Genomic DNA, 14,791 nt, shown 5'->3' on the forward strand with positions numbered 1-14,791 from the left:
AATACTCATGAGGTACAGAGTGGCTAATATAAAAGAAAAACAAACAACATCTACGGCAGATGATAAGGGGAAAAAACGGAAAGGCAAATTACGGGAAAATATTGAATCCATAGCGATTGCCATTGCGCTCGCCTTTGCCATCCGCTATTTTGTAATAGAAGCATTTAAAATCCCAACAGGCTCTATGGCGCCCACCTTACTGGGCGAACACAAAGATGTAAAATGTCCAAATTGCGGCTGGTTCTTTTATGCAGACCGTAATACGGAAATCGCTCTATGTCCTAATTGCCAGGCTGAGACGAATATCTCTATGTATTGTAGTGCTTGTAACGATAGAATCCGGTACAATTGGCCTGCATGGCTATGGAGGAAGGGAACATGTCCAAAATGCCAAATTACCATTCCCTGGTCAGATTTATCGAATCGTGTACTTCATGGCGGGAACAGGATTCTTGTTAATAAATTCTGGTATAAATTTAAAAATCCAGAACGTTGGGATGTTATGGTATTTATCTATCCTTTGTATGACCTTACGTGCAAAGGGTGTTATACACAACTGCCCGATACGGAATGGAGTGAGGGACTGCGCTGTCCCCGATGCGGTTCAACACGGTTTTCAAAAAAGAAGAAAAATTATATTAAAAGACTTGTTGGTTTACCAGGGGAGAAACTGCAGATTATTAACGGCGATATCTATATCAACGATAGGATACAAAGAAAACCCCAAAAAGTACAGGACACCCTGTGGTTGCCTGTCTACAATAGCCATTATCCGGCAAAAGACGAAGTTAACCCACTATGGATAGCCGATAGCAAAGCGTGGAAGATCGATAAAGAATCGCTCACTCTGAATACTATTTCAGATGGAAATTCACCGGTATCTATGGTAACGTTTGGGCGGAAAATTTCTGACCAAAATGGTTACAACAGGGGCAGTAATAGTGAGATGGGGGATATAAAGATCAGCTTTGATGTAACACCATCAAAAGGATCTCATTATCTGGAGCTTGCCCTGGAAAGAAACCAGGATGTATTTACCGCTATTATCCCAACCAGCGATGTGGATAAAAAAGGTCGCCTTACAAAATCAGGAAACGTTGTCCTGGAAAAGGATATCCATTTACAAACAGGACAAAAACATACGATAGAGTTTTCCCATGTCGACCGTATTGTTTCTCTCCGGATAGATGATAAAGAAGTTTTCTCTTTTGATAATGACGATGGAACGGTACCGGCGCCGCGTCCATTTGATGTAAGCCGAATTCATTTTGGCGGTGGTCACGTACACGCAACTTTTGAAAATATCAAAATCTTTCACGATATTTATTATACCAATCTTTCTCCTGATGCATGGGGAACAGAACAACCAATCCAGTTGGGAGAAAAGGATTATTTTATGCTTGGTGATAATAGCAGGAACAGTAACGACAGCCGTGTGTGGAAGTTTGTTCCGGAGGAAAATATCGTTGGAAAAGCATTCTTTGTATTCTGGCCGCTGGATACTATCGAGTTTATAAAATAGTCTTAACTCAGAAAAGCAAACACCCGGAGGCATAAATGCCTTCTTTATACAGCCTTTATGGCCCGGGGATTAAAGGTTATAGCTAAAGGTTTATTATGAATTTATTAAGGGCAGAAGGTTTAACAAAATCATACGGCAAACGTGTTGTCGTCAATCAGGTTAGTTTTGAAATCAATGATGGGGAAATTGTAGGATTACTTGGTCAAAACGGAGCGGGAAAGAGCACCTCATTCAATATGATTATCGGTACTATTCAGCCAGATAGCGGACGGGTTATCTTCCGGAATGAGGATATCACTGATTCTCCCATATATCTCCGCGCCCGGAAAGGGATGGGCTATCTATGCCAGGAAACATCTGTCTTCCAACGTTTAACGGTAGAGGAAAATATCCTTGCTATCCTTGAAACACATCGATACAATTCTGACGAAAAATACAGGCGACTGATAGAATTACTTACCGAATTTAATCTGAAGCCATTATCAAAAAATAAAGCATGTACCCTTTCGGGCGGAGAAAGAAGGCGGTTGGAAATTGCACGGGCGCTTGCCAGTTCTCCGGTTATGATTCTTTTAGATGAACCATTCACCGGCGTTGATCCTATTGCAGTAAATGAGGTACAGGATATCCTTTTACGATTAAAGAGCAAAGGCATTGGCTTACTGATAACCGACCATAACGTCCGTGAAGCCCTTAGTATCACAACGCGCTCTTATATTATCAACGCGGGTACTGTCGTTGCCAGCGGCACTACACAGGAAATCTTAAGCAATCCCATTGCGCGCCAATCTTATTTAGGGAATAATTTCCCCACCAGCGAGCAGAGACTAACAGATTTTAACACCAAAGGCAAAAAACCGAAAGATGCCAATCAAAAACCTATCGCCCGTAAAGATGCAATCTATTAAATAATGTCTGGTCATGTAAAGGAGTAATTACTATGCCAATATACGAATTTCAATGCAACCAGTGCAATACAAAGTTTGACGAATATTTCCGGAGTGCATCCGAACAGAAAGAGCTCTTTTGTCCATCCTGTCAGAGTAATCATATCCATAAGTTGTTCTCCCTGTTTGGAATGTCTTCGGGTAGTGACGGAAACGGTGATTCCAGCAGTTGTGGTAGTTGCACTGCTTCCACCTGTACCGGATGTTCCTGAGAGAATATGATTATCCATGGACAAGGTAATAATTTCAACCGCATGAATTCCTGCAATTATTCACCTGATCAGATTGCCTTTGGCAATTTATTTACTGTATAAGAGAGTTATAAAAAATGAAGAATATTTGGGCGCCCTGGCGCATAGCATATATACAAGAATCTTCTCAAGAAAACGGTTGTTTCTTATGTAACGCATTTCAGGATAATCAGGATAAGAAACATCTCGTTATTTATCGGGGTAAGGAGTGTTTCTGCATCCTTAACAGATACCCATACAACAGTGGGCACCTGATGATTACGCCCAACAAGCATAAAGCAGATATTTCCGATCTTACCGATGAAGAAATGCTGGAGATTATGAAATTGACAAGGGATATGAAAGAAACCCTTATGAAAATAATGAAACCAGAAGGATTCAATATCGGTATAAATTTGGGGAAATCAGCGGGGGCAGGTCTTGCTGGACATTTTCATCTCCATATCGTACCCCGATGGGGAGGTGATACCAATTTTATGCCTGTCATTTCAGACGTAAAGGTTATCCCACAATCTCTGGAAGATGTCCATAAAGAATTCAAAAAATATTGGTAAATTACTTGTATGTTGACACGGGAAGAAATTGAATCCAGAGAAGAACGTGATCTTGCCCCTTATGCCATGAAAAGTAAGGATTCCAGGGGCAGAAAATATCCGGAGAAGGAGCACTATTATCGCGGTATCTATCAACGGGACCGGGATCGTATTATCCATTCTACAGCATTCAGGCGCCTTGAGTATAAAACTCAGGTTTTTGTAAATCACGAAGGAGATTATTACCGGACCCGGTTAACCCATACCATTGAGGTTTCACAAATTGCACGAACCATTGCCCGGGCTTTGAATCTCAATGAGGATCTTGCAGAGGCTATCGCACTTGCGCATGATCTTGGCCATACCCCTTTTGGGCATTCAGGTGAAGACGCCTTGAAAAAGTTGATGGAAGGACATGGAGGGTTTGAACACAACCTTCACGGACTTCGCGTTGTTGATATCCTTGAACAAAAATATCCGGACTTTCCGGGATTAAATTTATCATGGGAGTTAAAGGAATCCATCGTAAAGCATAAATCTCCTTACGATAATACCTCGGTTTCAGCAGAATATAATACCAATGAGCAACCGTTACTTGAAGCGCAAATTGTGGATAAAGCAGATTCCATTGCTTATGATAACCACGATCTCGATGACAGTTTGAAGGCAGGCATTATTACTCATGATGAGCTGCTATCGGTCGAATTATGGCGGGAAACACAAAAAAAAGTCAAACAAGAATATACCATCCACGATCATGATGTATTAATCGCGCAAACCATTAAAGCCCTGATTAATATTGAGGTTATTGATCTTCTGGAAAACACGGTATCCAGAATTAAGCATGAGGGTATACAGTGCATCCAGGATGTAAGAAAGTACCCGGGCACCATTGTATCCTTCTCCCCATTGCTATCCGAGCAAAAGAAGAAACTTCAACAGTTTCTCTTCAGAAATGTGTACCAACACTACCGGGTAGCCCGAATGGCAGATAAAGCAAAGCGTTTTTTGGAAGAACTATTCACCGCTTTTATCAAAAACCCGAAACAGCTTCCTCTTGAATATCAAAAATGGATAGAAAAAGCCGGGCTTTATCAAGGTGTTTGCGATTATATCGCAGGAATGACAGATCGTTTTGCGCAGGATGAATACAAGAAGCTGTTCTATCCATACGAGAGGGTTTGAATATGAAAGTGTCAGCAATTTTAGTGGGAGCAGGTCTTGGGTTACGGATGGGTGGATCTGTCAAAAAGCCATTTTTACAGCTCTGTGGTAAGCCAATATTCCTCCATACTATTGAACGTTTTTCACAAGTCAATACCGTTAGTGAAATTATTTTTGTTATCGGTGAGACTGAAATAAAATTGCTCTGTGAGCAATGGAAAACGGTTCTGGATACTTATAAGGTTAAAAAAATTATTCCTGGCGGCAAAAGACGTCAGGATAGTGTCTATCATGGGCTTTGCCAGGTAGCAGCAGATGCCGGGATTATACTTATTCATGATATTGTAAGACCTCTGGTGAGAAAAGAGCATATTGAAGCCGTTATAGAAAAAGTAAGAGAATCACGGGCGGCTATCCTTGCAGCGCCCATGAAAGCGACCGTTAAAGAAACAGGAAATGATTTATTCATCCAACGGACTGTACCGAGAAGCAGCTTATGGATGGCTCAAACCCCCCAGGGGTTTGAGAAGCATCTCATTCTCAAGGTATTTCACGAGTTTAAAAATTCAGAGAGAGAGTTTACGGATGACGCTGAAATGGTGGAAAAAGCAGGCTATCCTGTCTGTATCGTCCCCGGTTCAGATGAAAATATTAAAATTACAACGCCTGAGGATCTCCGCCTCGCAGAAGCATTACTTTTACCATAAAATAGTAATTTTATGAAAAAAATTTTTATCATAATTGTTCTTATTCCTTGTACCTATCTTTCTCCGTATATCTCATCCGCATACAGCACATATCAACACAATACATCTGCGGTTGACCAGAGCTTACTTGCGACAGAGATGTTACACCAGGAGTTTGAGACGATAAGAAGAGTACTCCACATCCTGGAAAAAGCCTCCCATTGCCTCGATAAGGGTGAGCCGGTTTCTCAGAAAACGTTTAGTAATATTATAGAAATTATTAAAGAGTTTTCGGACAAATGCCATCAAGAGAAAGAAGACAAGATACTGTTTCCACTTATGAAGGACAAAGAAGAAGGGAAAAAAAAAGATCTTTTGGGACGGTTGCTTATGGAGCATGTAACTTCGCGTGACAAAATACGGGATCTGTCTCTATCACTCAACAATCTTTATCTCGGTAAAAAGGCAAAAAAGAAGCTCACCAAAATTGCCTATGCCTATATCAAACATACCAGGAAACATATTCAAACAGAGGAAAAAGTTCTCTTCCCCTGGGTAAATAAGGTATTAACTCATGATGAGCAAATATTATTAAAAAACAAATTTGAGGCCTTGGAGAAAAATGATATTGAGACCGGCGTTCATGAGAAGTATATTGCTATGATTGAGGAGATTGAGAAACAATTAGAAATTTGCCCCGGGTTCTAGTTACATAGGACACAGATAAACACAGATAAAAAGCATCTTAACAATCCGCGTCTATCTGTGTTCATCTGAGTCCAATATATCCAAATCTATTTACAAAATTACCATATTATCCCGATGAATAATCTCATCATAGAGTTTATAACCAAGTATTTTAGTAATAGAAGACGTACTACATCCCTTAATCTTTTCAATCTCCTTAGAAGAATAGTTTGTCAGGCCTTTAGCAAATATCGCTCCATCCCCTTTTTTACAAATAGAAATAGTATCTCCTTTATCAAAAGCACCCTCTACCGATACGATGCCCGTAGCAAGCAAGCTCTTCCCTTTTTCGGTTAAGGCACTCATCGCTCCATCATCAACATAGATTTTACCTTTTGGCTTTATAGTAAAACCGATCCATCTCTTACGGTTTGCAAGCTTTTCCTTTTTCGGGAGAAACAAGGTGCCCATATCCTCACCCTGCACAATCCTTTTTAATACCTTATCCGTTCTCCCATTTGCGATAATCACCGCTTCTCCCGCTTTTACTACAACAGATACAGCTTCTAACTTCGTCTGCATTCCCCCCACGCCTCTTTGTGTTTTTGAGTTAAATGCCAATTGTTTAATCTCATCAGAAACATCTTCTACAACGGGAATAACCGTTGCTTTATTTTTCGCTGTTGGACATCTGTCATAGAGCCCATCAACAGAGGAGAGGATGATAAGTAATTCTGCATTCAGGAGATTTGTGACCATTGCAGAGAGCGCGTCATTATCGCCAAACTTGATTTCTTCCACAGAAATGGTATCGTTCTCATTTACTACAGGGATGGCATTGAGTTGAAATAGTGTATGAATCGTATTGCAGGTGTTCAAATACCTTTGCCTGTCTTCAAAATCTTCACGGGTAAGGAGTATTTGAGCTGCATGGTAACCGTGGAGTTTAAAACACGCATCGTACATACTAATCAATTTACTCTGACCAATTGCAGCTACCGCCTGTAGCTCTGGCAGTGTACCTGGCCTCTTCCCGATACCGAGCTCCCCCATTCCAGAGCCAATCGCCCCGGAGCTTACCACCACCACACGGTATCCCATCTTCTTTAATTCTACAACCTGCCCTGCCAGGCCCTTGATCTGCTCCTTATCCAAATATCCATTATCAGTAGTCAAAACTCCTGTCCCTATCTTGATAACGATCTTCTTTACCTTCGACAGAACCTGGCTTCGCATCTCATCCTTTAATTTCATCTATACGCCAATCAAGTTAAATAAAACAGAGAGATTCCATACAATTATTATCTTCTTTACCTCTATAAAATGTAATATTATACAAAAATAATTATTCAATATTAAACGAAAAACCACCTTCAAATATTCCCTGCTTAAGGAATTAACAAAAGGCAATCCAAGTTTTACACAATTCACAACCCATACTGTAAAGCGTACAAACTTTGCTTAGTCTCAATTATTTTTTAACAACAATTACAAAATAGTTATTATTAAAATACATAAATATTTACATATTAATTACTTACGAAATTCAAAAAAAAAAAAAAAACAATTACCTGTAACAGAATATTCCTGATATAATCAATAGGTAATTTAGTAAGTATTTTACAAAGATATTTTAGAGCCATGCTAGATACTAATTTTAGTTTTTTCTTCAATACAATCAAACAATATATCCCTTTGAGATAGTATCAGTTCTAAAATTATTTTGCACTAAGATACAGCTTCTGCTTGAGATATATTATGAAAGATAAAAGAAATGACCCTTACAAAAAATCTGAATCCACTATCATAAAACAAACCGGTAAACTGAAAAAACAGGCACAACAGACACGATGCAGAAAAAATAGAGAAACTACTAAAAAGATGCCTGCATCCGATATTGAGAAATTAATCCACGAATTACAGACACATCAAATTGAACTGGAAATGCAAAATAATGAGCTTCTCAAGGTACAGCAAGAAATTGAAGAATCACGAATCAAATATGTTGATCTGTACGACTTTGCCCCTATCGGGTATGTAACTCTTGATCCAAGAGGAATAATTGTAGAAGCAAACCTTACCCTTTGCAATCTACTAGGTATAGAGAGAAAACATCTTATGAATAAGCCATTTCCTCTTTTTATAGCAAATGAATTTAAAATTCTGCTTCTCAACCACGTCCAAAAGGTTTTATCGGCGAATACCAAACAGAGATGTGAATTGATGTTATTAAAAAAGAATGGAACCCCATTCTCTGTATCAATAGAAAGTATTGCTATGCACGATAGCAAGAGAGGTTTTTTGTGTCAATCTGCCATAAGTGATATAACCGATCGCAAACAGATAGAAGAAGAGCTTCGGCAAATAATGAGCTCTATCTCAGATTATCTTTGGAGTGCTGAGATTAATGAGAAAAGTCAATTTACTTACCACTATTACTCTCCTGTAGTTGAGAAAATTACGGGCCGGCCGCCGGAATTCTATATGAAAGGACCTGAACACTGGCTAAATACGATCCATTCCGATGATAGAGATCGATTGAGCAATGTTTTTAAGAAAATTACAACCGGACAATTGGATCACACAGAGGAAGAATACCGGATTACTTTGCCGGATGGAGAGATTCGATGGGTACGCGATAGTGTTCTTGCAAAGAAAACTGGAAATAAGACCATACGTCTGCACGGTGTTGCATCGGATATTACGGAACGCAAGCAGGTAGAAGCTGCTTTACAAAAGAGTGAAGCTAGTCTTGTTCGTGCACAACAAATAGCTCATTTAGGAAATTATGAATGGGATATCGTAAAAGATAGTGTGTATTGGTCTCATGAGAATTATCACATCTTTGGTGTGTGTCCAAAGGAATCTATCGTAACATATAATACGTTCCTGGAACGCATCCATCCTGACGATAAGGAATTTGTAAGGAAATCTATTCATGAGGCCTTATATGAAAAAAAGCCTTACAGTATTAACTATCGTATCGTTTTACCAGACGGTACAGAACGCACTATCCATTCAGAGGGTGAAGTTATCTTCGATGATTCCGGCAGGCCCATTAAAATGGATGGGATAAATCAGGATATCACTGAAAAAGTACTCCTGGAAAAGGAATCCGAGCGATCCAAACATTTGGCATCATTGGGAGAACTCGCAGCCAGTATAGCGCATGAGATCAACAATCCCATTACCGGCCTTATTAACTGTACCCAAATACTTATCAATAAAAGTCCAGAAGGAAGCAAAGAAAAAGACCTTGCCAAACGGATTATGAAAGAAGGTGATCGTATAGCAAAGATCGTCCATAACCTCCTTTCCTTTGCAAGGCCTACCTGCAAAGAAAATAAAGAGATCGTCCATGTAAACGAAATACTGTCCGATACATTGGTACTAATAGGTACACAATTAAGAAAAGATGGTATCAAAGTAAGGCTCGATATTCCCCAAAGACTACCAGAAATTGTAGCGAACAAGCACCTCATTCAACAAGTGTTCTTAAATGCTATTCATAATGCAAGGTATGCCTTAAATCAAAAATATTCAAGCACACATGAGAATAAAATTCTTGAGATCTTAGGCGAAGAGATAATGCTTGATAATTGGCCATACGTAAAGATAACCTTTTATGACCATGGTACAGGAATTCCTGTTAAAATACGGAATAAAGTAATAGAATCTTTTTTTACTACAAAGCCAAGAGGGGAGGGAACCGGATTAGGTCTGAGTATTAGTTATAGTATTGTTAAAGACCATGGCGGTAAACTCATGGTGGACAGTATTGAGGGAAAATTTACGAAACTATCAATTATTTTACCGGCAAAATCAAGACTTTAATGTTCTTCTTGAAACATGATTGTGTAATTGATAGATTATATATCACAGAAACGTTCCTAAGAGCATAAAAGAATAGAATCAATAATAAAGAGATATGATTGCAATCAAAAGGAAATAGCCGATAGCTTAAGTTACATTACACAATTATAAATCGGTTGATAAACAAGTTGTCCAAAACAGCAAATTTAAAGATCCGCTCGCCGTCAAAAATATAAAGGAAACAATATGATTACACTCAATGATGCAAAAAGAGTTATTACTGCTGCAGAGAAGAAAGCTCAAGAAATTGGTCAGCCTATGAATATAGCTGTCGCTGATGCTGGAGGAAATCTGGTAGCCCATGTGCGAATGGATGAAGCCTGGATAGGAAGTATTGATATTTCAATAAAGAAGGCATATACCTCACGTGCCTTCGATGTTGCTACGAAAGATCTGGCTCCTCATTGCCAATCCGGAGGTCAGTTCTTTGGTATACATGCATCAAACGATGGGCGAATCATGATATTTGCAGGTGGAATCCCTCTTAAACGCAATGGTAAGATAGTTGGAGCTATAGGTGTAAGCGGTGGTTCTGGAGAACAGGATCATGCTGTAGCAGAGGCAGGAGCAGCGGCTTTCTAACATTAGGTATTCGTAGGAAACGGCTGGTAGCTCAATAAGAATAGCACCATTGTTTATAAACAATCAAATACGCGCCAGAAACGCTTTCGTAACAATAGCACATCACAAGCGACATCTCGATTCTATCGTTTAGTGTTCAAAACAAGCATAATGCCCTGATGAACAATACCTCAATAATTTGTTTATTTCTTTCTACTTCGCTATAAGTCTGGTAATATCAAAAATCATGACAGAGAAGCACATGAAGTTCGTGGTATTATCATGGTTTTCATAGCACTTGACCATGTTTGCGAGTATTTCTAAGACATTCCTTTGATCCTACAGCTATAACCCAGACAAGTACAATCCTCTGTTTCGTTTGTAATTCCCGAATGTCTTTATCGGGAATTACAAACGAAACTTTCCCATCAGATACCTACTTTTTCCTTTAAAAGCTCATTCACCATCTTGGGGTTTGCTTTACCTTTTGTTTCTTTCATTACTTGCCCTACCAAAAATGTAAGGGCATTCTTTTTCCCGTTTTTGTAGTCTTCTATTGCTTCCGGATTGCTTGCTATAATTTTAGCGATCACCGCCTCGATCAAACTTCCGTCGCTGATCTGTGCTAGCTTTTTCTCTTCAATGATTGATTGAGGGGCTTTTCCAGTTTGGATCATCTCAGAGAAAACTTCTTTTGCAATTGTGCTGCTGATTATACCTTTTTCAATAACCTCAACTAATGCCGCCAACTGCTTTGGTTTAACTGGCAGGTTGTTTGTATCTAATTTTTTGTCCTTTACTTCTCTCAATAAATCATTAATAATCCAATTAGAAAAGGCTTTCGGACGATCTAAGGTTTTTACACATGCTTCAAAGAAGTCCGCAAGTACCTTCTCTTCTGTAAGAATACCGGCATCGTAATCCGAGAGTTTAAATACCCCGATAAATCTCTGTTTTCTGTCTAAGGGAAGTTCCGGAATTGTATCTTTTATTGCATGAAGCCATTTCTCATCAATCAAGACAGGTAATAGGTCTGGTTCAGGAAAATACCGATAATCCTGGGCCTCTTCTTTTGAACGCATATGTTCACTTCTTTCAGCTACTTCATCCCACAATCTCGTTTCCCTGGCGATTGTTGCTCCTTTATCTAACAGCTTACCCTGCCTTACAGTCTCATACTCAATAGCTTTTATAACGGATTTCATTGAATTAAGGTTTTTTATCTCTACTCTGTTACCGAGCTTATCAGAACCTTTTTCCCTAAGGGAGATACTTGCTTCAAATCTCAATGATCCTTCCTGCATCTTGCAATCGGAGACTTCTGTATACAAGAGGATTTTTCTTAAGGTCTGCATATAGCTTTCTACTTCGTCTCCATTCCGCATATCGGGATGCGATACAATCTCAAGCAGGGGAACACCAGCTCTGTTGAAATCAACGAGACTGTAGTCAGCGCCAATTTCCTCAGGATGAATAAGCTTGCCAGCCTCTTCTTCTAAATGGACATTATGAATTCGAATCTTTTTAACATTACCATTTACCTCAATATTCATATATCCGTTTACGCCCAAATTATAGTAATTCTGGGATATTTGGTAATTTTTTGGTAAATCCGGATAATAATAGCTTTTTCTATCGAAATTTGTGAACCTGTTAATATCACAACTTAATGCAACAGCCAGTTTAAGTGCATATTCAAAGGCTTTCCTATTCATCACTGGTAAAATACCTGGCATACCGAGACACACAGGACACACCTGGGTATTCGGCTCAACGCCAAATTGTGTGCCGCATCCACAAAACAGCTTTGTTATTGTGGATAATTCTGCATGGGTTTCCAGGCCTATAATAACTTCATATTTCATAATGAATAGCCTTGTATTTTATCTTTGTCTTGATGGAACTCTCAATGCAGGTTTCTTCACATGAAAATCCGTTTCCTGCTCAAAGGCATACGCAATCTGTAGTAATCTTTTTTCTTCAAAATGCTTTCCGAGAATCTGCATTCCAATGGGTAAACCATCACTTGAAAATCCACAAGGAATGGAAATTCCTGGGATACCTGCAAGATTTGCCGGGATAGTATAAATATCTGAGAGATACATTTGTAAGGGATTATTAGCACGCTCACCGACTTTAAAGCCAGGCACAGGAGAGGTAGGGCAAATTATACAATCAATTTTTTCAAAGGCATTATCAAAATCGTTTTTTATCAAAGTTCTTACTTTCGATGCCTTCAAATAATATGCATCGTAATATCCGGAACTTAATGCGTAATTTCCTAACATAATGCGGCGCTTGACTTCACTGCCAAATCCTTCAGATCGTGTACGGCTATACATATCTATTATTCCACGTGCATTGTTTGTTCTGTGGCCGTACCTGACTCCATCATACCTAGCTAAATTAGAACTTGCCTCTGCATTTGCAACGATATAATATACTGCAACAGCGTACTCAGTGTGTGGCAGCGACAGGTAAACAATATTTGCGCCGAGCTTCTCATATATCTTCAAGGCATCTTTTATTGCCTTATTAACGTCTGAATGTAATCCTTCAGTAAAGTATTCCTTAGGAATACCTATCCGTAAGCCATTAACACCAGAATTAATAGTATCTAAATAATCAGGAACAGGAACTTGAAGAGAAGTTGAATCACGGGGATCATAACCTGCAATTACCTGCAGCAGAACCGCAGCATCTTTAACATTCTTTGTCAATGTACCGATCTGATCCAAAGAAGATCCAAAGGCAACCAAACCGTACCGTGATACCCTGCCATAGGTTGGCTTTACACCCACAATACCACATAGGGCAGCGGGCTGCCTGACAGAACCGCCTGTATCAGATCCTAAGGCCATAAATGCCATATCTGCTGCTACGGCAGCGGCAGATCCGCCACTAGACCCACCAGGAACATAGTCTACATTCCATGGATTACGTGTTATCTTATAACGAGAATTTTCTGTGGATGATCCCATTGCAAATTCGTCTAAATTCGTCTTACCAATAATTATGGCATCTTCTTCCTTTAGACGTTTCGTAACAAAGGCATCATAGGGAGGCATGAAATCTTTAAGAATTTTTGAGGCACAGGTAGTGGGTACGTTTTTTGTACAAATATTATCTTTAATTGCGATGGGAATACCTGCAAGCAAGCCTACCTGCTGATTATTTTCTATCTTCTTATCTATTTCTATTGCTTTTTTTAAAGCATCTTCTTCGGTAGTAGTTATATATGCTTGAACATCAGGCTCAAGGTCTTTTATCCGTTCAAATAGATGTCTAACAATATCTGCAGAATGCAATTCTCTGGATACTATTTTTTCCTTTATTTGTAACGAGTTGAATTCTAGAAGTTTCAAAGATGCTTCTCTTATTTTCAAATACCTTTATTCAATTACCTTTGGCACTTTAAAAAAAGCATCAATTTTGGCAGGGGCATTGATGAAGGCATCTTCTCTTGAAATTGATGATTCGGGTTTGTCCTCTCTAAACACGTTGGATACATTCATAGTATGTGCCAATGGTTTAATATTTTCTGTATCTAAAGTGTTTAATTTTTCAATATAAGATAAAATATTGCTCAATTGATGAATGAAAACCTCTTTTTCAGCTTCTGTAAGCTCTATCCGAGAAAGGTTAGCAATATATTCAATTTCTTTTTTATCCATTACTATAAATATATAGATAATAATTATTTATTTTCTTTTTACAGAGCCTTCGTAACCTTTCCAGCACCAATACATCGGGTACATACCTTAACCTTCTTTACGGAACCTTCAATATTCGCCTTTATTCTCTGTAAATTTGCCTTAAATTTTCGCCTTGTCTTACCAGTGATTTTTTTTCCTACACCGCCTTTCCACTTAGCCAAACCTCTCCGTTCGATCTGATTCCCCACTTCGGTTCTTTTACCACATATTTCACATACCCGAGCCATACACTATACTCCTATCTTTATAATATTTTATCTTTTAGCAGAATCCTCTATTTTGTTACAATCTTCACACAAGCCTTGTATCTGTAAGCGATGAGATTCTGGTTTAAATTTTTTACTTTTACAAACTTCATCCTGTAGTTTTTCTATCCTGTGTTCTATAAATTCAATAATTTTTCCACATTTATTACATACTAAATGATCATGATGTTCATGCCCATATACATGTTCATAATGCGCATGCCTCTCACCAAAAATCACTTCTCTCAACAATCCGCTTTTCACAAGGAGTGAAAGAGTACGATAAATGGTAGCCTTTGATATTTTTAGATTATTATTCCTAAGATCAACCAATAATTCATCTGCTTCAAAATGCTTATGGTTTGCAAATATACGATCGAGTATTGCCTGTCTTTCCGGAGTAAATTTTAATTTTTTCGATAAGAGATATTCTTTAAATTTCTCTTCTTCAGATAACATAGAGAACAAAAATATTAATTATAGCGTAATAACTAAGGCTTATACGGTGTAAAAAAGCAAAGCCCATCCAGGTGATGAGGTTAAGGGGATGGGCTTTGAGTGAGTAATTCCGGCAGTGACCTACTCTCCCGGCTTTCGCCAGTACCA

Annotated in this window: 15 protein-coding genes; 9 read left to right on the forward strand and 6 right to left on the reverse strand. The window is 38.7% G+C overall.

The features are described from left to right. Nucleotides 1-19 precede the first annotated feature (19 nt). The 7 genes from FBQ94_RS10020 (at nucleotide 20) to FBQ94_RS10050 (ending at nucleotide 5,811) form a co-directional block, all read left to right on the forward strand. Complete coding sequence (locus FBQ94_RS10020; RefSeq protein ID WP_007223342.1) at nucleotides 20-1,522, forward strand: S26 family signal peptidase; 1,503 nt, start codon at nucleotides 20-22, stop codon at nucleotides 1,520-1,522. A gap of 95 nt (nucleotides 1,523-1,617) precedes the next feature. Next, nucleotides 1,618-2,430, forward strand: a complete 813-nt coding sequence (gene lptB / locus FBQ94_RS10025) for an LPS export ABC transporter ATP-binding protein (protein ID WP_007223343.1) — start codon at nucleotides 1,618-1,620, stop codon at nucleotides 2,428-2,430. A gap of 32 nt (nucleotides 2,431-2,462) precedes the next feature. Then, nucleotides 2,463-2,681, forward strand: a complete 219-nt coding sequence (locus tag FBQ94_RS17460) for an FmdB family zinc ribbon protein (protein WP_083849340.1) — start codon at nucleotides 2,463-2,465, stop codon at nucleotides 2,679-2,681. 116 nt (nucleotides 2,682-2,797) lie between these two features. Beyond that, complete coding sequence (locus tag FBQ94_RS10035; protein WP_040544644.1) at nucleotides 2,798-3,274, forward strand: HIT family protein; 477 nt, start codon at nucleotides 2,798-2,800, stop codon at nucleotides 3,272-3,274. A gap of 9 nt (nucleotides 3,275-3,283) precedes the next feature. Beyond that, the gene (locus FBQ94_RS10040; RefSeq protein ID WP_007223346.1) at nucleotides 3,284-4,438 is read left to right on the forward strand and encodes a deoxyguanosinetriphosphate triphosphohydrolase; all 1,155 of its coding nucleotides are present in this window, start codon (nucleotides 3,284-3,286) and stop codon (nucleotides 4,436-4,438) included. 2 nt (nucleotides 4,439-4,440) lie between these two features. Next, entirely contained in the window at nucleotides 4,441-5,124 is a 684-nt protein-coding gene (ispD, locus tag FBQ94_RS10045) for a 2-C-methyl-D-erythritol 4-phosphate cytidylyltransferase (protein ID WP_007223347.1), read from the forward strand. Between the two features lie 12 nt (nucleotides 5,125-5,136). Beyond that, complete coding sequence (locus FBQ94_RS10050) at nucleotides 5,137-5,811, forward strand: hemerythrin domain-containing protein (protein WP_007223348.1); 675 nt, start codon at nucleotides 5,137-5,139, stop codon at nucleotides 5,809-5,811. 90 nt (nucleotides 5,812-5,901) lie between these two features. Here FBQ94_RS10050 and proB read toward each other — a convergent pair whose 3' ends face one another. Further along, nucleotides 5,902-7,026: a glutamate 5-kinase gene (gene proB / locus FBQ94_RS10055; protein WP_040545107.1), complete on the reverse strand. Its 1,125-nt coding sequence runs from the start codon at nucleotides 7,024-7,026 to the stop codon at nucleotides 5,902-5,904. A 522-nt stretch (nucleotides 7,027-7,548) separates the two neighbouring features. On the opposite strand from proB, the gene FBQ94_RS10060 reads away from it, so the two are divergent. Both FBQ94_RS10060 and FBQ94_RS10065 read left to right on the forward strand, forming a co-directional pair. After that, complete coding sequence (locus tag FBQ94_RS10060; protein WP_007223350.1) at nucleotides 7,549-9,624, forward strand: PAS domain-containing protein; 2,076 nt, start codon at nucleotides 7,549-7,551, stop codon at nucleotides 9,622-9,624. Nucleotides 9,625-9,849: 225 nt separating this feature from the next. Continuing rightward, nucleotides 9,850-10,245 (forward strand): GlcG/HbpS family heme-binding protein, encoded by a 396-nt coding sequence (locus FBQ94_RS10065; RefSeq protein WP_007223351.1) that lies wholly within the window; start codon nucleotides 9,850-9,852, stop codon nucleotides 10,243-10,245. Nucleotides 10,246-10,652: 407 nt separating this feature from the next. Here the strand turns inward: FBQ94_RS10065 and gatB are convergent, their stop codons facing one another. Genes gatB through FBQ94_RS10090 form a run of 5 tightly spaced genes read right to left on the reverse strand, consistent with a single transcriptional unit; the run spans nucleotide 10,653 to nucleotide 14,644 of the window. Beyond that, entirely contained in the window at nucleotides 10,653-12,089 is a 1,437-nt protein-coding gene (gene gatB, locus FBQ94_RS10070; protein WP_007223352.1) for an Asp-tRNA(Asn)/Glu-tRNA(Gln) amidotransferase subunit GatB, read from the reverse strand. 18 nt (nucleotides 12,090-12,107) lie between these two features. Then, nucleotides 12,108-13,589: an Asp-tRNA(Asn)/Glu-tRNA(Gln) amidotransferase subunit GatA gene (gatA, locus tag FBQ94_RS10075; protein ID WP_040544646.1), complete on the reverse strand. Its 1,482-nt coding sequence runs from the start codon at nucleotides 13,587-13,589 to the stop codon at nucleotides 12,108-12,110. 27 nt (nucleotides 13,590-13,616) lie between these two features. After that, on the reverse strand, nucleotides 13,617-13,898 hold the full coding sequence (gene gatC, locus FBQ94_RS10080) for an Asp-tRNA(Asn)/Glu-tRNA(Gln) amidotransferase subunit GatC (protein WP_007223354.1): 282 nt from the start codon (nucleotides 13,896-13,898) through the stop codon (nucleotides 13,617-13,619). A 38-nt stretch (nucleotides 13,899-13,936) separates the two neighbouring features. Continuing rightward, nucleotides 13,937-14,167, reverse strand: coding sequence for a 50S ribosomal protein L28 (rpmB, locus tag FBQ94_RS10085; protein ID WP_007223355.1), 231 nt, complete (start codon nucleotides 14,165-14,167; stop codon nucleotides 13,937-13,939). Nucleotides 14,168-14,194: 27 nt separating this feature from the next. After that, nucleotides 14,195-14,644 carry a Fur family transcriptional regulator gene (locus tag FBQ94_RS10090; protein WP_007223356.1) on the reverse strand — a complete coding sequence of 150 codons (450 nt, stop codon included), beginning with the start codon at nucleotides 14,642-14,644 and terminating at the stop codon, nucleotides 14,195-14,197. Nucleotides 14,645-14,791: the final 147 nt, after the last annotated feature.

Origin of the sequence: Candidatus Jettenia sp. AMX1 (assembly GCF_030263775.1) — a bacterium.
GTDB classification, from domain to species: Bacteria; Planctomycetota; Brocadiia; order Brocadiales; family Brocadiaceae; genus Jettenia; species Jettenia caeni.